The 18124-nt window shown below is 68.3% G+C and carries 19 protein-coding genes; 11 read left to right on the plus strand and 8 right to left on the minus strand.

The window, feature by feature from the left end:
* Positions 1-117 precede the first annotated feature (117 nt).
* The 3 genes from ACFC96_RS36190 to ACFC96_RS36200 form a co-directional block, all read right to left on the minus strand.
* Positions 118-1161 (minus strand): CU044_5270 family protein, encoded by a 1044-nt coding sequence (locus ACFC96_RS36190; RefSeq protein WP_376616333.1) that lies wholly within the window; start codon positions 1159-1161, stop codon positions 118-120.
* Positions 1158-1790 (minus strand): RNA polymerase sigma factor, encoded by a 633-nt coding sequence (locus tag ACFC96_RS36195; RefSeq protein ID WP_376226116.1) that lies wholly within the window; start codon positions 1788-1790, stop codon positions 1158-1160. The genes ACFC96_RS36190 and ACFC96_RS36195 overlap by 4 nt, the downstream gene beginning before the upstream one ends.
* Before the next feature lie 121 nt (positions 1791-1911).
* A complete protein-coding gene (locus tag ACFC96_RS36200; protein WP_376261727.1) occupies positions 1912-2376 on the minus strand; it encodes an SRPBCC family protein in 465 nt (154 codons plus the stop codon).
* Positions 2377-2422: 46 nt separating this feature from the next.
* Between ACFC96_RS36200 and ACFC96_RS36205 the strand changes: the two genes are divergently transcribed.
* From ACFC96_RS36205 to hutH, 6 genes are all read left to right on the plus strand, one after another.
* On the plus strand, positions 2423-3031 hold the full coding sequence (locus ACFC96_RS36205) for a TetR/AcrR family transcriptional regulator (protein ID WP_340459031.1): 609 nt from the start codon (positions 2423-2425) through the stop codon (positions 3029-3031).
* 408 nt (positions 3032-3439) lie between these two features.
* Positions 3440-4468, plus strand: coding sequence for a hypothetical protein (locus ACFC96_RS36210; protein WP_376616335.1), 1029 nt, complete (start codon positions 3440-3442; stop codon positions 4466-4468).
* A 336-nt stretch (positions 4469-4804) separates the two neighbouring features.
* Positions 4805-5065 (plus strand): HAD family hydrolase, encoded by a 261-nt coding sequence (locus tag ACFC96_RS36215; RefSeq protein ID WP_376616337.1) that lies wholly within the window; start codon positions 4805-4807, stop codon positions 5063-5065.
* A gap of 615 nt (positions 5066-5680) precedes the next feature.
* Positions 5681-5956: a DUF3311 domain-containing protein gene (locus ACFC96_RS36220; RefSeq protein WP_376226621.1), complete on the plus strand. Its 276-nt coding sequence runs from the start codon at positions 5681-5683 to the stop codon at positions 5954-5956.
* Positions 5953-7443: a sodium:solute symporter gene (locus ACFC96_RS36225; RefSeq protein ID WP_376616339.1), complete on the plus strand. Its 1491-nt coding sequence runs from the start codon at positions 5953-5955 to the stop codon at positions 7441-7443. Before ACFC96_RS36220 ends, ACFC96_RS36225 begins: the two co-directional genes overlap by 4 nt.
* A complete protein-coding gene (gene hutH / locus ACFC96_RS36230) occupies positions 7440-9095 on the plus strand; it encodes a histidine ammonia-lyase (protein WP_376616341.1) in 1656 nt (551 codons plus the stop codon). Before ACFC96_RS36225 ends, hutH begins: the two co-directional genes overlap by 4 nt.
* A gap of 48 nt (positions 9096-9143) precedes the next feature.
* Here hutH and ACFC96_RS36235 read toward each other — a convergent pair whose 3' ends face one another.
* The gene (locus tag ACFC96_RS36235) at positions 9144-10100 is read right to left on the minus strand and encodes a PDR/VanB family oxidoreductase (RefSeq protein WP_376616343.1); all 957 of its coding nucleotides are present in this window, start codon (positions 10098-10100) and stop codon (positions 9144-9146) included.
* A gap of 203 nt (positions 10101-10303) precedes the next feature.
* On the opposite strand from ACFC96_RS36235, the gene ACFC96_RS36240 reads away from it, so the two are divergent.
* The gene (locus ACFC96_RS36240) at positions 10304-11509 is read left to right on the plus strand and encodes a cytochrome P450 (RefSeq protein WP_376616345.1); all 1206 of its coding nucleotides are present in this window, start codon (positions 10304-10306) and stop codon (positions 11507-11509) included.
* Positions 11510-11573: 64 nt separating this feature from the next.
* Here the strand turns inward: ACFC96_RS36240 and ACFC96_RS36245 are convergent, their stop codons facing one another.
* Positions 11574-12395 carry an IclR family transcriptional regulator gene (locus ACFC96_RS36245; protein ID WP_376226120.1) on the minus strand — a complete coding sequence of 274 codons (822 nt, stop codon included), beginning with the start codon at positions 12393-12395 and terminating at the stop codon, positions 11574-11576.
* A gap of 228 nt (positions 12396-12623) precedes the next feature.
* Between ACFC96_RS36245 and ACFC96_RS36250 the strand changes: the two genes are divergently transcribed.
* Both ACFC96_RS36250 and ACFC96_RS36255 read left to right on the plus strand, forming a co-directional pair.
* Positions 12624-12815: a hypothetical protein gene (locus ACFC96_RS36250; RefSeq protein ID WP_376616347.1), complete on the plus strand. Its 192-nt coding sequence runs from the start codon at positions 12624-12626 to the stop codon at positions 12813-12815.
* Between the two features lie 165 nt (positions 12816-12980).
* Complete coding sequence (locus tag ACFC96_RS36255; protein WP_376616349.1) at positions 12981-13385, plus strand: hypothetical protein; 405 nt, start codon at positions 12981-12983, stop codon at positions 13383-13385.
* A 130-nt stretch (positions 13386-13515) separates the two neighbouring features.
* On the opposite strand, the gene ACFC96_RS36260 is transcribed toward ACFC96_RS36255, so the two are convergent.
* Entirely contained in the window at positions 13516-13923 is a 408-nt protein-coding gene (locus ACFC96_RS36260; RefSeq protein ID WP_376616351.1) for a hypothetical protein, read from the minus strand.
* Positions 13924-14060: 137 nt separating this feature from the next.
* Between ACFC96_RS36260 and ACFC96_RS36265 the strand changes: the two genes are divergently transcribed.
* Positions 14061-14279: a hypothetical protein gene (locus tag ACFC96_RS36265; RefSeq protein WP_340458454.1), complete on the plus strand. Its 219-nt coding sequence runs from the start codon at positions 14061-14063 to the stop codon at positions 14277-14279.
* 203 nt (positions 14280-14482) lie between these two features.
* Here ACFC96_RS36265 and ACFC96_RS36270 read toward each other — a convergent pair whose 3' ends face one another.
* Positions 14483-15049, minus strand: a complete 567-nt coding sequence (locus tag ACFC96_RS36270) for a hypothetical protein (RefSeq protein WP_376616353.1) — start codon at positions 15047-15049, stop codon at positions 14483-14485.
* Positions 15050-16558: 1509 nt separating this feature from the next.
* Here ACFC96_RS36270 and ACFC96_RS36275 point away from each other — a divergent pair.
* Entirely contained in the window at positions 16559-16828 is a 270-nt protein-coding gene (locus ACFC96_RS36275; RefSeq protein WP_376225591.1) for a hypothetical protein, read from the plus strand.
* Between the two features lie 230 nt (positions 16829-17058).
* On the opposite strand, the gene ACFC96_RS36280 is transcribed toward ACFC96_RS36275, so the two are convergent.
* A complete protein-coding gene (locus ACFC96_RS36280; protein ID WP_376261707.1) occupies positions 17059-17694 on the minus strand; it encodes a maleylpyruvate isomerase N-terminal domain-containing protein in 636 nt (211 codons plus the stop codon).
* Positions 17695-18124 lie beyond the last annotated feature (430 nt).

The following is an 18124-nucleotide window of genomic DNA, read 5'->3' on the forward strand; positions in this document are numbered from 1 at the left end:
GCGGCACCTCTGAACGCGCACGGGTGCCTTTCGGGTCAGTCGGCCCTTGCCGCTTTCTGATCGCTGAGACCCGAGGGGCAGGTGCCTGTCCCGATCGGCCCTCCTCCAACCTGCCCGTTACACACGTTCCCGATCCGGAACCTGGCCCGCCTTGTCCACGACCGCGTGCCCGAGCACCGCCGTACCGGACATGAGCGTCCCCTTCTTCCCGTACGACGTGTCCTGGACGAGGTAACTGCGGGCACCGAGGAACGTGAGGTCCTGCCGGTCGAAGGTCCACTCGGTGCGGGCGTGGAAGGTGGTGTCGGTGCGGGCGATGCCGACGCCGCGCCGACCCGTCACGTCGTGTGCGTCGGCGGTCCTGGTGACGCCGGGGATCCTGGCCGCGGCGCGGTAGAGCGCCGCGGCCGTGTCGGGCGGCATGACCCCGCCGAGCAGCGAGCCGATGCAGTCGAAGACCGCCTGGTCGCGTTCTTGCCGGTCGGACTTGGGCGCCTTGGCGTACAGGTACGAGAGCAGCTTGTCGGGGTCGGTGGGCAATGACGCCATCCAGTGGTACGTGGGGCGGCTGATGCCTGCCGGGGTTCCCTTGGTGTCGCCGAGTTGGGCGTTGATGGGGAGCGTCTCGCCGTCGGTCCTGGTGACGCCGAGCTTGTGCAGCGGTCCCGGCTCCTGGGCGAGCCACGTCTCGGTCTCCGCCAGCGGGCCCACCACCGCCTTGCCGCTGGTCAGATCTGCCCCGCGGGTCTTCTCGCGGGTGTACGCGAACTGGTCGTCGCGCACCTTCAGGGTCTCCCCCTTGCCCGCTGCGGCGGAGATCTGGTCGAGGAGGACGGCCGCGGGGTGCGTGGTCCGGGTTGCCGTGCTCGCGGGCGGGGCGTCGTCGCCTGTCGCGAGGACGATGCCTGCGGTGAGTATGCCGCCGAGGGCGAGCGCCGTGACCGGCATCAGCAAGACGGGGCGCAGGAGGTGTGAACGGCGTTTGCGGGGGCTGGAGTTGGGGGATTCGGGGGCGAGCTGGTTGTCGCGGTCGATGCGCTGCATCAGTTGTTCCTTGTGACGGAGGTGCTGCGCGCGCGGGAGGGGTGAACGGGCCGGGGCCGGCAGCAGCCGGGCGATCTCCTCGACGTCGTTGTCGCAGACGTCCTTCTTCTCGTTCATGCCGTCTCCTCCCGCACGGGCAGGGCCGCGAGTGCGGCTTCACCAGTCATCTCTCCGCGAGCCGTACGCGGTTCCGGATTCCGCTGCTTCATCTCGCTCGTCCGCGCCTCGTCGGCGAACCGGGCGAGCTTGGCGCGGGCCCTCGACAGACGCGAACGCACGGTGCCGACGGGGATGTCGAGCGCCTCGGCGGCCTGCTGATAGTCGAGCCCTGACCACACGCACAGCGTCAGCACGTCGCGTTCGTGGCGCCGCAGCCGGTCCAGGGCGTCCTGCACCGCTGCCAGGCGCCGCGCGTCGTCGACGCGTCCGGCGACCTCGGAGGCGAAGTCGGGGACGACGGGCGACTGCCGCTGGCGGGCCAGGAACGCGCGGCGGCGACGGAGTCCGCGCCGCGCGTTCTCCGCCTTGTGTGTCGCGATGCCGAGGAGCCAGGGGCGCAGGGATCCCCCGTCCTCGTGCAGCCGTTCCCGTGACCGCCATGCGGTCAGGAACGTCTCCGACATGATGTCCTCGGCGCTCGCCCAGTCGCCGGTCAGCCACAGGGCGTGCTGATGGACGGGGCCGGCGCACTGTTCGTACAGCTCGGCGAACGCGTCGCGCTCACCGGCCCGTACGCGTCTGCGCAGATCGTTCTCTGAGTCCCTCACAGTCACTACCTCTCCGCCGCCCCGGCGGAGTTCCTGTGACCTGCGCCATGCCTGTCCGACAGGGTACGTACGTCACGAGCGCGTGACGCCTCCCGCTCCGTCAGGATCCGGCGGCGGACGAGTGGCGAGCCAACTCGGTGGCCAGGCGTCGCATGACCGTCCGATTGGCGCGTCGTATCGTGGCGCGGACGACGGGTGTCAGCAGGCGGTCGGCGAGCGGGGTGTGGACCCAGGCGTATGTGAACGACACGTGGCTCCCGCCGGTTCGCAGCGGCTCGATGGTGTAGGTGCCGTGGGCCAGGCGTCGGCCGGCCGCGCTGACGTTCCGTTCGACGATGCGCCGCGGCGGGTCCGCCTCGACGACCTCGATGGCGACGTCTGTCTTCGTTCCGCCCAGCGCGGCGGTGACCGTGGCACACGATCCGATACCGCGGCCGTGGCCGCTGTAGCGCCAGTCGGTCAGGTAGTGGTCGGTGAATCGCTCGTGGTGAGCCATGACATCGAGGAAGTCGTAGACCTGCTCGGGCGTCTGCGGTACGTCGATCGATACGGTGACAGACTTCATGTACCACACGGTACGCACGACATGTACCGATTGGTACACTCCCGACGTGGTGAATACGGTCGGCTCAGATCCTCAGGGCGAGGCAGCGCCCGACAAGGACGGGGACCGGCGCGCGCAATTGGTGAACGCGGCCGTCGACCACGTCGCTGCACACGGCATCGCAGACCTGAGCCTGCGCGGCCTGGGCGCCGCGATCGGCGTCAGTCACCGCATGCTGATCCACTACTTCGGCTCCAAGGAACACCTGCTCGTCGAGATCGTCCGGACGTCGGAGCAGCGCCAGCGCGATCTGCTGTCCCGGCTGCGACTGGAGCCCGGCCTCTCGCCCGCCGATGCCGCGCGTCTCCTCTGGCAGCAGCTGACGGACCCTCAACTAGCTGATCAAGAACGGCTCTTCTTCGAAATCTACGGGCAGGCGCTGCGAGGCCGTCCCGAGGCTGCCCCGGTCGTGGAAGGGCTCGTGAACGACTGGCTGGAGCCGCTCGCCGCCGCCGAGGTCGCCACAGGGGCGGACCCTGCCGTGGCACGGAACCGGGCCCGGCTGGGACTCGCCACCGTCCGCGGTCTGCTGCTCGACCTGCTCGCCACCGGTGACCGCGATGGCGTCAACGCGGCGATGGAGGACTTCCTCCGGCTGTATTACGGCGCGAAGTGACGGAGTTCTCCCATCGGGCCAAGCGGGGCCAGGCGTGGTTGCAGTCGCGTCCGCGACGTGCGACGAGCCAGTCGTGCCAGCCGGTGAGTCCGTGTCCACCGTGCCGTAGAGCATGCTGGTCATAGCCAGTCAGGAACGCGGTCAGCAGGTGGAAAGAGGCCTCGCCGACGAACATCCCGGGACGTTGGCCGACGCTGGCCAAGTACTCCCGTTCAGTGATCTCCGAGAATGGCCTTCATACGCACCCTCCTCGTCACTGGCGCTACAGTTCAGGGCTGGACGAATCCTGCTGCGGGCCCCCCGAACATAGTCCGTTGACTGTGTGCTGTAAGGGAGTTGAAGCGTGATGAAGTACATTCTTGTGTCCCATCACGTGACAGGCTGACGTGGCAGCGAGGAGCAGGAACGATGACGAACCCGGCAGCCTCGGACCCCGCTGCGGGAAATGAGCAGGCCCCCAGTGCGGGCGGCAACGCCGCCCCAGGTGCTGCCGATTCCGGCACGGCTTCCACGGACGCTCCGGCAGCGTCTACCCCACCTACGCCAGCCACGCCGACGTGGCGCGATGAGGTGCTGGAGCAGCTATCGGGACAGGACCCGGCTCACGGCCGAAAGCGCGCCTTCAGAGCGATCGCCGCCACCTGCGTGGTGGCCTTGGTCAGCATCGTCGGCGGCTTCGAGGTGTCGCACTGGCTGGAGAACAGACATTCGCAGGGAGACGCCAAGCGCGACGACCACAACGCGGATGTGATCGAGGACGCAAAGAAGCCGTTCGACTGGAAGATGAACCCAGGTCTCAGCGACGAGGAACCATGGACGAGCTGGGTGCTTGACCGGCGACTCGCTCCCGAGGAGCAGGCAGAGCTCAAGGGGCTGAGGGATGACCGGAAGGCCATCTGGGCCTTCGTGAAGAAGCGCGGTGGGTGGCGTGTTGCCATGGAAGCTGATTCGTACAAGTTGCAGCTGACCAGCGAAAAGCAGAAGGCAGTAGTCGTTACGCAGTTGGCGGCACGGGCGGTGAACTGTCGGCGGTCACCGGTGAAGACCAGCATCTCGATCGGGACCGGGGGGACCGAGGTGTGGGATAACGCGCACTTCAACCTCGCCGCCGATGGCTCGTCAGCGCCTGCGCTCATCTTCAAGCAGAAGGATCCGACGGACAGCCCGGAGGAAGCGCCGTTCGAGAAGGTGGTCTCATTGGGCGGTGCACAGTCCCCGGGCTTCTTGATCCTGACTCCCTTCTTGACCGCTCCAAAGTTGTGTGACTGGTCGGTGTCCTTGGAGTACAACGTGAACTCGGGAAAGACACAGTCCCAGACAATCGCCAAGGATGATGACGGTCGGCCTTTGCAGGTCACCGGACTGCGCGGGGAGGGGGTCGACTCCTGGGTGTGGTCAGATGCTGGCGCCTGGACGCACTCCCCACCGGTGTCTTAACTGAGAGTGTGGTCCGGTGGCGTCTGACCTGTGCCGTCGAGGTTCAAAACCCCCATTGCTAGTGACCCGGTGGCGCGAGGGGGCGAAGGCCATTGCATCACGTTCCAGAGCCTGCATGACTGAGGCGCAAGGGCTTCCTACTGTGCTTTGAGCGTCCATAAAACGTGGTGTGCCGCAGAAGTCTGTGCATGATGAGCGGAGGCTACCGCTCTGGCCTCGCGTCTGAACCATGGGATGGCGGTCGTCCTCAGGTGTCGTTCCGGAGGCAACGGCCGCACGCTCCAGCAGGAGGCGAAGATCCGCAAGACCGGGCTCGACCAACTCGTTCAGGGCTGAGTGGTCTCCGACACCATCGGTCACAAGAAGCCCGAACCGGAAATCTTCCATGCGGCAGCAGCAACCGTCGGCTTGCCTCTGCCTGGTGCGTGGGTCATCGGCGATGCACCGCATGCTGACATCGCCGGCGCCGAAGCACTCGGGCTTCGCAGTGTGTGGGTGACGGAGGGCCGACCCTGGCCCCAGAACTCCTTCCAGCCGACCCACATCGCCAAAGACGTCGCTTCCGCGATCAACCACGCCGCGCGGAACCAGGGATAGGGCACCGCAACCCGGCGAACTCCCGGGTCGGCCAGAGTGACTTCCGTGCTGTGACGGCGGTTGAGCGGCCCTCCGCGCCGTACTGCGACAGGCGGCGGGGCGAACAACCTGACACCCACCGCGCCGGACTCGCCACCCAGTTCGTCGTAGAGAGGTCAACGGCCCCGCCGTGATGAGGTGTTGACGCGGGACCCGCCGGATGAGGACTCCTCTCCGGGCGCCGGCGGCGAGACACGTCAACGCGACGACGCGGGTGGCGGTGTCGTCGGCCTGGAGGGAAGGTGGCCGGCGTTCGCGGCGATGTGGGCGTCCGGGGGTGGATCGCCCGCTGCGCGGGCTGGTGGAAGGGATCGGACGGAGTGCCGCGCGGCGAGGGGCGTCCTGGCCGGATTCGTGGATCGTCCAGCCGGTCATTTCCGTCAGGGGCGCTCCCGGGGCGCTCGGCTGTCCCGCACGAAGACGCGTCGCGGAGGCCGTTCCTGCGCAGTGAGAATCGGCATTGCCAAGATCCGGGCACCGGGCGAGCATTGCCCGCGCGCCCGCCCGGTGACCTGAGGTTTTTCCTGCCGGCGGGGTCCCACCCATGGCCCGTCCGTCCGGAAGGGAGCACTTCTCGTGTCACGCCGCTGGATCCTCTATCTGCTCAGCGCCGTCCCGGTCGCCGGGTCGTTGATCGTCGTCAACACCGAGCGGCCCTATGTCCTGGGCCTGCCGATGGTGGTGTTCTGGGCCGCCCTGTGGGTGGTGCTCACGACCGTCGTCATGGCGGTCGTCTACTGGCTCGACCCCGCGAACCGCGAACCCGATGAACTCGACGAACCCGGCGCGCCTTTCGGCGACGCAGCCCCCGGCACGACCGACCGCACCGCCGCCGAAGGAGCCGCCCGGTGAACGTCGCCCTCGCCGTCCTCGGCAGCGCATTCGTCCTCGTCCTGGTGCTCGGGCTGCTCGCCCGACGCGGCCGCACCATGGACCTCGAACAGTGGTCCGTCGGCGGGCGTGGACTCGGCAGTCTGCTCGTGTTCCTCCTCGCCGCCGGCGAGAACTTCACCACGTACACCTTCCTCGGTGGCAGTGGCGGCGCCTACTCGATGGGCGGGCCGATGATCTACATGTTCTCGTCGATCTGCTACGTCGTCTTCTACTGGCTGGCGCCGCCGATCTGGGCGTACGCCCGCCGCCACAAGCTGCTCACCGCCCCCGACCTGTACGCCCACAAGTACCGCTCGCGCGGTTTCGGCGTGCTCACCGCCGTCGTCGGTGTCGTGTCTCTCGTGCCGTATCTGGTGCTGCAGCTCAAGGGCCTCGGCATCATCGTCCACGAGTGTTCGTACGGGCGGATCTCGCAGGGCGCCGCCGTGTGGATCGGTGTCGCCGTCATCGCCGTGTACGTCACCGTGTCCGGGCTGCGCGGCACCGCCTGGAACGCGATCATCAAGGACACGTTGATGCTGGTCCTCGTGGTGGGGCTCGGCCTGTATCTGCCGATCCACTACTACGGCGGGCTCGGTGACATGTTCCACGCCCTCTCCGCCGCCCACCCGCACTTCCTGACGCTCCCGGACCACGGCTACAGCGTCTGGTGGTACATCTCCACCAGCCTGCTGTTCGCCCTCGGCATCTGTACGTGGCCGCACATGATGCCCGGCATCCTGGCCGCCCGCAGTGCCAGGGCGCTGCGCCGCAACGCGGTGATCACCCCCGCGTACCAGATCGTCCTGGTCATGGTCCTCGTCATCGGGTTCACCGCGCTGCTCAAGGTGCCGGGCCTGGGGGACGGGGACCTCGCGCTGCTCTCGCTCGCGAAGGACGCGCTCCCGCCGTGGCTGGTCGGCCTCGTCGGGGTCGCCGGCATGCTCGCCGCGCTCGTCCCCGGCGCGATGCTGCTGCAGTCCGCCGCCATGCTGATCGCGAAGAACATCTACCAGGCGGCCCGCCCCGCCACGAGCGAGCGGACCGTCGGGCGGCTCAGCCGGGTCCTCGTGCCGCTCCTCGCGCTCGTCGCCGCCGTGCTCACCTTCCGCGGCGGCGAGGCCATCGCCATGCTGCTGATCATGGCGTACGGGTTCGTCGTCCAGCTCTTCCCCGTCCTCGTCGCCTCCATGTGGCGGCGCAACCCGGTCACCACCGCCGGTGCCTGGGCCGGTGTGTGCACCGGCGTCGCCATCGTCAGCTGGACGACGCTCACCGACGCGACCACCGCGAGCCTGCTGCCATGGGCGCCCCAGCCGGTACGGGACCTCGACGTGGGCGTCGTCGCCATGGTCGCCAACATCGTGGTGCTCACCGCCGTCAGCGTGGCCACCCGCACCCGTGCCGGATCCCGGAACGACGCCCGTCCGGCCACCGTCCCCGTCCCGGAAGGAGCCACTTCATGACCACCGAACCCCTGATGCTCGGCGACCACCCGCTCACCCTCGACGACCTTGTCGACGTCGCCCGCCGGCACCGGCCCGTGGAACTCGGCGCGGCTGCGGAGAAGGCCATGGCGCCGAGCGCCGCCTGGATCCACGACCTCACCGCCGACATGGCCGAGGGGCGTCAGACCCGGCCCGTCTACAGCGTCAACACCGGATTCGGCTCGCTCGCCGGACGCCAGGCGTTCGAGACCGCCGAGGACGCCGTCGAGCTGTCGCGGCGCCTCATCACCTCCAACGCCTGCGGTGTGGGCCGGCACTGCGGTGAGGACGTCGTCCGGGCCACCATGCTGATCCGGGCCTCCAGCCTGGTCCGCGGCTACTCCGGCGTCCGCCCTGCCGTCGTCCGCACCCTGCTCGCCATGCTCAACTCCGGTGTCCACCCGGCGATCCCCGAGTACGGCTCGCTCGGCGCCAGCGGAGACCTCATCCCGCTCGCCCACCTCGCCCTGGTCCTCAGCCGCCCCGACGCGGACACCGACCCGGAAGAGGACAGCGGTCTCGCCCACTTCGAGGGAAACCTGCTCAGCGGGCGCGCCGCCATGGCTGCCGCGGGCATCGACCGGCTCGCCCTCGGGGCCAAGGAGGGCCTCGCCCTCACCAACGGCACCTCGTACTCCACCGCGATGTGCGCCCTCGCCACCGCCGACGCCCACAACCTCCTCGCCACCGCCGAAGTGACGGCCGCGATGAGCATCGAGGCCCTGCTCGGCTTCGGGGACGCGTTCCTGCCCCAGCTGCACGAGGCCCGCGGCCACGCCGGACAGATCGCCACCGCGGCCCGGCTGCGCCAACTCCTCCACGGCAGCGCCTTCATCGACGGCGCCGCCGACACCGACCCCGTACGCCAGCCCCCGCAGGACGCGTACTCGCTGCGCTGTGTCCCGCAGGTTCTCGGCCCGGTCCGCGACACCCTGGCCTTCGTCCGCGGCATCGTCGAGACCGAACTCAACGCCGCCACCGACAACCCCCTCGTCGTACCCGGCCTTCCCCGCTCGCTCAAAGCGATCTCCGGCGGCAACTTCCACGCCCAATATCTGGCGTTCGCCTCCGACTTCCTCTCCATCTGCGTCACGGAGATCGGCTCCATCGCCGAACGCAGGCTCTTCCGCCTCAACGACGGCACGCTCAACCGCGGCCTGCCGGACATGCTCGTCGACGGCGAGAAGGTCGGCATGGACTGCGGCTACATGCTGCCCCAGTACTTGGCCGCCGCCCTGGTCTCCGACTGCAAGACCCTCGCGCACCCCGACAGCGTCGACTCCATCCCCACCTGCTCCAACCAGGAGGACCACGTCTCCATGGCGTCCAACGCGGGCCGCCACGCCCGCCAGGTCGTCGCGAACATCGAAGCCGTCGTCGCCACCGAGCTGTTGATGGCCGCTCAGGCCCTGGAGCTGCGCCTCGCCGAGCAGGGCCGGGACGCCGAGGCCCTCGCCCCGGCGACCCGCGCCGCCGTCGACGTACTGCGCGCGACGCCGGCCACCGACGGCCGCCCCATCGACCACCTCACCCGCGACGTCGTCCTGTACCCGCGGGTGCACGCCGCCCTCGACCTCGTGCGCTCCGGGGCGGTCTTGGAGGCGGCGGACAAGGCCACCCACACGCCCTGATCCGCAAGGGAGTTGCCGGGCAGTGGCGGGCCCGGGCAACTCCCGCGCTCACACGTCGAGCACCAGCCGGTCCCCTCGGCAGCGCGAGACGCAGATCATCATGACGTCGCCCGCGCCCCGCTCCTCCTCGCTCAACAGCTGGTCGCGGTGGTCGGGAACGCCGCCCAGCACCCTTGTCTCACATGTCCCGCACACACCTTCCCGGCACGAGGTGAGTGTCCGCACCCCGGCCTGTGACAAGGCGTCGACGATGGACTGCCCGGCCTCCACCGCGACCTGCCGTCCGTCGGCGGTCTCCACCGTGAACGGCCGGTCCTCCCCGTCCCGTCCGTGGCCCTCCGGGTCGGCGGCGAAGCGTTCGAGCGTCAGCCGCGTCCGCGGGTGCGCGGCGGCGTACGCCTGCACCGCCGAGAGCAGTCCGGCCGGGCCGCACGCGTACACATGGGTCTGTGCCGCGCCCATGCCGTCCAGCTCCGCGACGAGGTCCGCGACGCCCGACTCGTCGTCGCGATGCAGCCGCACCCGCTCTCCGTACCGGGCGAGTTCATCGGTGAACGCCATGCTCTGTGCGCTACGCCCCAGATACAACAACTGCCAGTCGACACCCTTGTGTTCGGCTGCGGCAAGCATCGGCAGGATCGGCGTGATGCCGATGCCGCCGGCCACGAACACCAGCCGTGGCGCGTCCAGGTCCAGCGCGAACGCATTGCGGGGCACGCTCACCAGCAGGGTGTCGCCCTCCCGGACGCGGTCGTGCAGATACGCCGATCCGCCCCGGCCCTCGAGCTCTCGCAGCACCGCGATGCGCCAGCCGGCCTCTTCGGGCGCGGAGGACAGAGAGTACTGCCGGACCAGGTCCCGGGACAGGACGACATCGATGTGAGCTCCGGGCGTCCACGCCGGCAGCGACCGCCCCTGACGCGCGGCCAGCACCAGCGAACGGACCCCCGCCGCCTCGACGCGCGTCTCCTTCACGGTCACGGTCAGGTGCTCCTGGGTAGGCATGCTGCTTCCTCCATCTCGTCCTGGCCGGTTCGTCCGACGACGAAACGCCCCGTGCTCAGCCGCATCGTCAAAGACCGGCCGCACGGCGGCAACAGCGGTTCTCAGCAGGTGATAACGCCCGTGTCCGGTCCGCTGCCCACCGCTTTACGGTGCCTGCGCCACCGGGCCGCATCACGCACGCCGCCGCACCCAAGGAGGTCTCCATGTCCGCCCCGACCAACGCTCCCGTCGCATTCCTCCCCGAGGACCCCTACGACGACGCCCACCTCACCGACCCGTACCCGCTCTTCACACGGATGCGCGACGCAGGGCCCGCGGTATGGCTGGAGCGCTACGAGGTGCACGCCTTCACGCGGTTCGAACAGTGCCGTCAGATCCTCACCGACCACGAGACGTTCCTCTCGGGCGCCGGCGTCGGGCCACGCAACTACCACCAGGAACCCCCGTGGAAGCCGGCCGGCATCTTGGACTCCGACCCGCCGGTGCACACGCCGCTGCGCACCGCCATGACCGGCGTCATCTCCCCGCGCACCGTCCGCACCCTGCGCACCGCGTTCCATGCGTACGCCGAACAGCTCGTCGACGAACTCCTCGACAAGCGCGAGTTCGACGCGGTGACCGAGATGGCGGAACTGTTCCCCATCGAGGTCTTCGGCAACGCCGTCGGCATCCCCCGCGAAGGGCGCGCGGAGAACCTGCTCCCGCACGGAGCCATGAACTTCTCCGCCTTCGGACCCGAGGACGCACGCTACGCCGAGTACTTCGCGGCCGGCGAGCACACCACCGAGTGGGTCATGGACAACTGCGCCCGAAAGAACCTGACGCCCGACGGGCTCGGCGCGAAGATCTGGGAGTACGCCGACCAAGGTGTGATCACCGGCGACGAGGCGACCCGCCTGGTACGCGCCCTGCTGTCGGCGGGACTCGACACCACGGTCCTCGCCCTCGGCAACACCATGAAGTGCCTGTCCGCCGACCCTGCACAGTGGGCGCTGCTGCACGCGGACCCGAAGCTGACCCGGTTCGCCGTCGACGAGGCACTGCGCCACGAGTCCCCGTTCCAGTCCTTCTTCCGCACCACCGCGCGCGAGGTCGACTTCCACGGTGTCCGGCTCCCCGAGGACACCAAGATCGCCCTGTTCACCGGGGCCGCCAACCGCGACCCGCGCCGCTTCGGCGACGACGCCGACACCTACCGGATAGAGCGGGACGCCTCCGGGCACCTGGCGTTCGGCTTCGGCATCCACCAGTGCGTGGGCCAGCCCATCTCGCGTCTGGAGCTGGACGTCCTGATCAGTGAACTGGCCCGCCGGGTCAAGACGGTGGAACCGGCCGGTGAACCAGTGCCGTTCCTGCACAACACGCTGCGCGGCTGGAAGCATCTGCCGCTGCGGATCACTCCCGCGTGACGCGACCGGCTCACTCCGGCCTGATGTGACGGCTGATCGGCTGACGGGCACAGGACCGTGCCGGTCAGCCGGTCTGGGGCGTGGCCCCGTCCTCCAGGATCTCCGCCAGCCGGGCGCTCACCGCTCTCAGCCGGGCGCGGGCCTGACGCCGCCACGTCGGTCCGCACCGCGGTTCGGGACCGGCCACGGTCAGCGCGCACACCACCTCGCCCATCGCGGTCACCGGCACCGCGACGGCGACCGCTCCCTCGTTCAGCTCGCCGTGCGAGATCAGGAAGCCGCCGGCGCGGATGCGTTCCATCTCCCTTGCCAGGCAGGCCCGGTCGGGAGTGCGGTCCGTGATGGCGCGCATCGGCCGGCCCAGCACACGGTCGATCACCGCGGGTGGCGCGTGGGCCAGCAGGATGCGCTGACCGGCACCCGCGTACAGCGGCAGCAACTGGTTGATCCGGAACGCCATGCGTACCGCATGCGGTGACTGCGTCTGGCGCAGGCACATCGCCTGCGACCCGACCCGCACGGTCAGCACCGCTGTCTCACCGGTCGCGTCCGTCAGCTCCTGCAGCAACGGGTGCCCAAGCTCCACGAGCCGGGTGTGCGTCAGATGCTGGCCCGACAGTTCCAGCAGCCGCCAGCCGGGTGCGTAGGTACCCGAACGCTCCTCCACCAGGTCCAACTCACGCAGGGTGCGCAGGTACCGGTACACCGTGCTCACCGGTATGCCCGCGTCGGCCGCGATCTGTTCGACGCGGGTCTCCCCGGACTCGGCGACGCTGATGAGTACGTTCAGCCCACGCTGGAAGGACACCCCCGCGCCCGACGCCGCGGGGCGCGCGGCCGACGGTGCCTCGTGGGAATCGTGCTCGTGCGGGACAGCCCTGGACAAAGTCTTCTCTTCTCGGACCGGTGCGCGTATCGGTGTGCCCTGCCGGAGGCCGTCAGAGTAGATCAGCGAACGCCTTCGTACGACCCCCAGTCCACTGCGAGAGACGGCCCGGATCTGTGGGTGGTCCTACGGCCGGGCCCCCCTTGGACTCAGACACCGCACTGGCCGCGTCCACCAGCGGCCATCGAGCAGGCCGAGGGCGCGCTGAGCCTCTCCCACCCTGAGCCCATGCCCGCACGGATCGAACCTCGCGCGCGAGACCGGCTCGACGACATCTCCGAGGGGAACACAGGACCAGCCATCGAGGAGACGTCCGCGCCCGTCACCGGCCGAGCCACCGATCCGGAGCCGGCCCCGCGTGAGCGCAATCGCCCACGCCCGTCGCTCGCCGACGCCCGTCGCTCGCCCACGCCCTCGTAGACGGCCGTCTCCAGGGGGTCGCCGATGCCCTGGGGACGCATGGGCCACCAGCCTGTCGGCGCCCGACGGGGCGGGGTTCCGGTCCAGGTGGCGGGCTGGTCGGCGGTGACATACGCGCTGTGCAAGATGGTTCCTCTGGGCTCTGGGCCCTGCTTCACTCCGCACATGACCCAGATTCCCGTGATCGTCACACTGCTCAGCAGTGGCGCTGCGCTTGCTGCCTGGAACATCAACCGGCACCAACGCAAGATCACCAGGCACCTCATCGATGGACGGCGCATCAAGGTCTTCTGTCTCGTGAAAGACCCTCAAGTCCCCGGATGGACAGTCGGGCACTTCGTGATCGAGTCCGGGGCCTGGGCTTGGGAGCCTCGTCCGCGTCACAAGAACCCGTTGACGTTGCCTCCTGATCTGGAGGTGGCACGTGTACGGGAACCGGTGCCGAGGGAGACCACACGCCTCAATCGCCGCTTCGTGGTCATGGAATGCACATCGGCCCAGGGCGAGGTGCTTGTTGCGGCACTGCATGGACACATAGAGCACGTGTTCATGGCTCTCAGCCGCCCCTGACATCCCCGCCCTCTCGCGTGATAGCTGGCGCTCCACCTCGTTCGGGGTAGCACCTCAACGCACATACGGCCTGCCCAGCGACCGCTTCGCACGAAGCTGCCGCATAGTGCTCAACGACGGGACCGGTCTGTCACACAGCGCTGTCCACTCGTTCGTAGACGCTGATGTGGCGCCAACTGGCGGCGTCGTACGGCTCCCCCTTCCAGCCACCCCAGCGTTCGCGCAGCCGGAGCCCGGCGATGCGGGCCATGAGGTCGAACTCGGGCGGGTGGGCCAGGCGCAGCCTGATGGGGAAGAGCCTGATACCCCCGCTGCTGATGCGGATGTGGTTCAGGTCGAGGACCTGGGTCAGCGGGTCGTACCGGCCGGCGTCGAGGTCGACGTGCTCGAGGCCGACCCGCTTGGTGTCGAGGTACTGATGTCCGGGGCGTGAGGGTCCCGGCAACAACGCCTCGATCCCTGCCCACAGCGAGTCAGGCGGCACCAACGTCAACGTCGCGTACCGCTTCACCGCACCCGAGAACGCGGAAGCCGCCATGCAGGGCATCCACGATGCCTATGAAGCCCCCGAACGGGTGGTAGTCCCACTCAGCAGGTTGTGAGTGATCCCATGCCGGACATTCGCTAGACGGATACGACCGATGGCGGCATGCCGCCTGTCTTCCTGGAGCGCCCATGCCTGTCGACCCCACGGACCCCGACACCTTCGAAGACGACACCTACATCGGCGAGTTCGACGTCGAGGCACCCGAAGCCGAGGCGGCCGAACACCATGCGGGCCGAACGCTCCACAGGGATAGGGCGCTCATCGGGGCAGACCCCGCCGCCTCCAATGAGGCCGACCTGGCGGAGCAGGCACGCGTAGTCGAGTTGGACGAGGACGAATATCGCTGACCGGGCATACCCGCGGAGCGCAGCGCTTTCACGCTTCACCGGACGTGATGACCGTCCTATGTCAGTTCGGGGAGCTTGGTGTCGGCGTTCGAGTCCGGCGGTCGCCCGTTTACGTGTCCCTGCGTCCCCCGAACGCCATGCGCCGCACTTGCCGGTGCGGGGTCCCCTGACGAGGAGCGGGCCCCGCACACGTCCTCGCACAGCTAGAAGGGGGTCTTGATGCGGCTCTGGATCTCAGTGTCGCCGGCGGGCGAGTCGACCGGCAGCTGAACCCCGAACCCACCGTCACTGGAAGTACCACCCTCACTGACGCCATCAGGATCTTCCCCGTGGCTCACATCGCTCTCCACCCCGGTGTCACCGGCAGGCGAATCGACCGGCAGCTCAACCCCGAACCCACCGTCACTGGAAGTACCACCCTCACTGACGCCATCAGGATCTTCCCCGTGCCGCACGTCGCTGTCGCTGCCACGGTCCTGGCCGCGGTTGTAGTCAGAACCCCGGTAACTGCCGCCCCTTTCGTTGACACCGTCAGGGCCTTCCCTGTAGCGCGCGTCGCTGTCGCCGCCACGGTCATAGCCCCGGTTGTGGCCGGAACCCCGGTAGGTACCGCCCCTTTCGCTGCCGCCGTCAGGGTCGCCATCCAAGGCGACCGCGCCCTGAGCCATCGGTGCAGCCATGGCGGTCATCGGCAGCGCCAGACCGCCACCCCCCAGCACCACGGAAGCCGTGACCACCACAAGACGGCGATTCCTGGAACGCTTAGTCATGGGAATTCCCCATTCGGTATTGCGGGATTCCACATTCACCCCGCATCGAAATCTAGGATATTCGCGACTCCCTATTGTCCGGGGCCGTTCCGACGGGGACATACTTCCAACAAATCAGGCTGGAACCCTCCCGGCGCGTCACCACAAGACGTGACACGACAAGCGAGAAACCGGCGGCCCGGTGGGGCTGAGCCGTCGGTTCGCACGGCAGGGAGCCATTCCCCAAGGGGACAGCCCCGATGCCGGACATCCACACCTATGGCCATACGACAGTTCGCCACACGTCCTCGTAGGCACGATTCAGACGTGGAGTGACATACGCTCCGGCTCTTGATCGCGTCGTGGACGCGATCTCCCCATCATCCTAGATCTTCTTATGCGGCGATTATACCTCCGCTTTACCCGTTCGGCCGGTCTCCCGACCCGCTCTACCGCCCTCAATAGCGATGCCACATATGCGATGGAAGAGGAAATGATGAATGGCAAATTCGCATCACAGAGGGCAACGGCCCATTGGCAACAGACTGGGCGCCAGCCGAAGGAAATCACCAGCTCCGGGCCGACGTCGAGCCCCTCGTCTGCGTCATCAAGAAGCTCACCCTGGAGAACCGGCAAGGGCGGGAGGCACCGTCACACCCTGGCCCGCGCGTCCGTGCATCGCCGACCCAGCCGGACCCGAGTGACGCCGAACGGCACCCCCCGACGCGACAAGTACGCCCCACAGTCCTAACGTCGACGCAGGACGTCAGTACGCGGCGTACCTACCGGCCCCGCGCCCCACGCCAACCGTGCGCGGGGCCGCCGACATCGCCTGGGGCCCGTACCCGAGTACGGGCCTCCGGCCAGGTGTCGCAGAGTGTTCACTACACGATGAGGGTTCGTCGCCGGGCATGATCCAGCTCGGATACTGGGCGAACTCGACGGCAGGCGGCGCATCATGCATCTGTCTGCGGAGGCCATGGAGGAGCCGGGCCACCCCGCGCGTACGGATGCGCGGACTCCTCGACTCCGGCCGTGACGATTTCGGCCGACTACACCGGGAGAAGAGTCAACTCATCGAGGCCGCGGACCAGTCTGCTCACCGCGAGGAGCGGCGGCCGTAACCGCACGCTATCGAGCCCACGAGCAGTCTGAGCGGGGACTCTCTTGGCGTGTGCGTGCCAGGCATTCACGCTCAATGCTTTTCACTTCAGTACAGGACCGCCCACCGGACCACCCTTCGCACTATTCAGCCCTGAACAGGGCAATCATCAGCCCTATGAAGCATGCGGCCGAAACCACGCTCAGAGCGACGTAAATGATCCTGGACCACCGCTCAGGACTCACCGAGCTCCCCCTCCCTGGACAACCAAGCGTAGTAACTCTAGGGCCGCGAGGCGCCGTCCGGCCGGCATTGCTGACCCTCATGCCAGGCACGTATGGGCTGGTGAGGTGCTCTTCACCTACCTGCCGCTGCACAACGGTGCGTGACCTTCTGAGCCGTTCGCAGAAGCGTCTTAAGATCCGCTCGTGGCACACACCTTCGATGAACTGGTCGAGAGACAGCAGGCGGCGAACGCCGCGCACCGCGAGGTCCTGCGCCTGCGAGACGAGTACGGCCCGCCGACCGCGGCGGGCTGGGCTGAAACGCACACGGCGGAGTATGAGACGGCCTGGCGCGCCTGGCAGGACCTGACCCGGGACACGCAGGCAGCGGTCACGGAGTACGCGAAGGAGCAGGGCGTTCCTCGGCACCAAGCCGAGCAGGACGTAAAGACAAAGGCCCGGGACGGCGCCTGAGTTGACGGCAGCTACGCCGCGCTGTCCGGCCACGCCTTCGATTCACCCCACCACTCCTTCGCGGCAACTCGGCCAATGCCGTCCGGGGCGTCCGGGGCACCGGACATGACGCTGTAGCTGCCGATCGATGAGCTTCCGCTCCCCCGTCGCGATAGTCACTACGTCGGCTCTGCCCATCCCACGTACTTCCCGACGTACTTCACGATCGATGCAACCGAGGCCTGAGCGGCTCAGAGCGCGTTGATCGCAGATGGCGCACGCTCCGCTCGAGCCAAAGCGCGCAGCAACGCCGCTTGGCCGTGCCGGCGGGCGGCGAGTCTGGCCAGCAAGGTCAGCACGGGATCAAATGCCGTGGCCGGGATTTTCGGCGCAGCGATTCCCACGCTGACCGCCAGGTCGTCCATGTGGACGGCGAGCTCCATCATCCGCGTCACAAGGAAGTCGTCCAGGCTCAGCGCCCACCCCGTCTGGGGCATGAACACGACCCGGCCACTCTGAACCCTCGGAAGGGCGACCTTCTGTTCGCCAAGTGCCGCACGGACACGCTCCAGCAGCACTTGGGCGCCCTCGGATGCGATGTCCTCACCCTTCGCCCGAATGCCGGCGTTCGCCTCACCGTCGAGTGGTGCATCGATCCAGGCGGCGCGGGCGTAGTGCTCGAGAAGCGGGATCGGCGCCTCGTGCGACGTGGGTTCCTGCAGGGCCGGCGTCACGCTGAAAACCTGATACGCGAGATGACCAGCCAAGGCGGCGACAGTCATGTCCGTCAACGCGCTGTTCTTCTCCCAGGAAGCGGCGACTTCCGGCACACCCAGCAATGTCATCGCCTGGGCCGCAGTATCCAGATACGCGTCCGTGAGACTCATCAGACCCCCCGTGATCGACTGCCCCCAGTATGCGGGCAGGCAACTGGGGCGATACAGCCCTCCGCGATGTCACCCTGACGGAACGAGCGCCCCATTCGCCAAGAACACCCAGTGCCCCAGCAGGTTCCCGCGAGAACGATCCTCAGAATCCTGGTACCCGCCGATTTCGTCCGCGCGCTCGTACTCCCTACTCGTACTCGTACTCGTACTCGTACTCGTACTCGTGGGCCATGGTCCCCGTGGGGGATCTCGCCACGGGACTATGACCTGCAGTCGCACGACGGGGATGTTGCCGAGGGTGTCGCCGTTGTGGAATCTGGCGCGGGCCTCGGCGTCAGGGCGGGGCTGGCCGGTCATAGGTACCCCTGATGGTGCTGCGGTGAGGAGGAGCGTGTGCCTCGGCCGCGTGGCGCACGCCGCGGGTGCGGGC

Source organism: Streptomyces sp. NPDC055955 (genome assembly GCF_042270245.1).
GTDB lineage: Bacteria > Actinomycetota > Actinomycetes > Streptomycetales > Streptomycetaceae > Streptomyces.

What these genes read in the sequence shown, in the direction of transcription:
- ACFC96_RS36190 (WP_376616333.1), bottom strand. Translation starts at nt 1,161, where the DNA reads ATGAACGAGAAGAAGGACGTCTGCGACAACGACGTCGAGGAGATCGCC.
- ACFC96_RS36200 (WP_376261727.1), bottom strand. Translation starts at nt 2,376, where the DNA reads ATGAAGTCTGTCACCGTATCGATCGACGTACCGCAGACGCCCGAGCAG.
- ACFC96_RS36210 (WP_376616335.1), top strand. Translation starts at nt 3,440, where the DNA reads ATGACGAACCCGGCAGCCTCGGACCCCGCTGCGGGAAATGAGCAGGCC.
- hutH (WP_376616341.1), top strand. Translation starts at nt 7,440, where the DNA reads ATGACCACCGAACCCCTGATGCTCGGCGACCACCCGCTCACCCTCGAC.
- ACFC96_RS36235 (WP_376616343.1), bottom strand. Translation starts at nt 10,100, where the DNA reads ATGCCTACCCAGGAGCACCTGACCGTGACCGTGAAGGAGACGCGCGTC.
- ACFC96_RS36240 (WP_376616345.1), top strand. Translation starts at nt 10,304, where the DNA reads ATGTCCGCCCCGACCAACGCTCCCGTCGCATTCCTCCCCGAGGACCCC.
- ACFC96_RS36250 (WP_376616347.1), top strand. Translation starts at nt 12,624, where the DNA reads ATGCCCGCACGGATCGAACCTCGCGCGCGAGACCGGCTCGACGACATC.
- ACFC96_RS36255 (WP_376616349.1), top strand. Translation starts at nt 12,981, where the DNA reads ATGACCCAGATTCCCGTGATCGTCACACTGCTCAGCAGTGGCGCTGCG.
- ACFC96_RS36260 (WP_376616351.1), bottom strand. Translation starts at nt 13,923, where the DNA reads ATGGCGGCTTCCGCGTTCTCGGGTGCGGTGAAGCGGTACGCGACGTTG.
- ACFC96_RS36265 (WP_340458454.1), top strand. Translation starts at nt 14,061, where the DNA reads ATGCCTGTCGACCCCACGGACCCCGACACCTTCGAAGACGACACCTAC.
- ACFC96_RS36270 (WP_376616353.1), bottom strand. Translation starts at nt 15,049, where the DNA reads ATGACTAAGCGTTCCAGGAATCGCCGTCTTGTGGTGGTCACGGCTTCC.
- ACFC96_RS36280 (WP_376261707.1), bottom strand. Translation starts at nt 17,694, where the DNA reads ATGAGTCTCACGGACGCGTATCTGGATACTGCGGCCCAGGCGATGACA.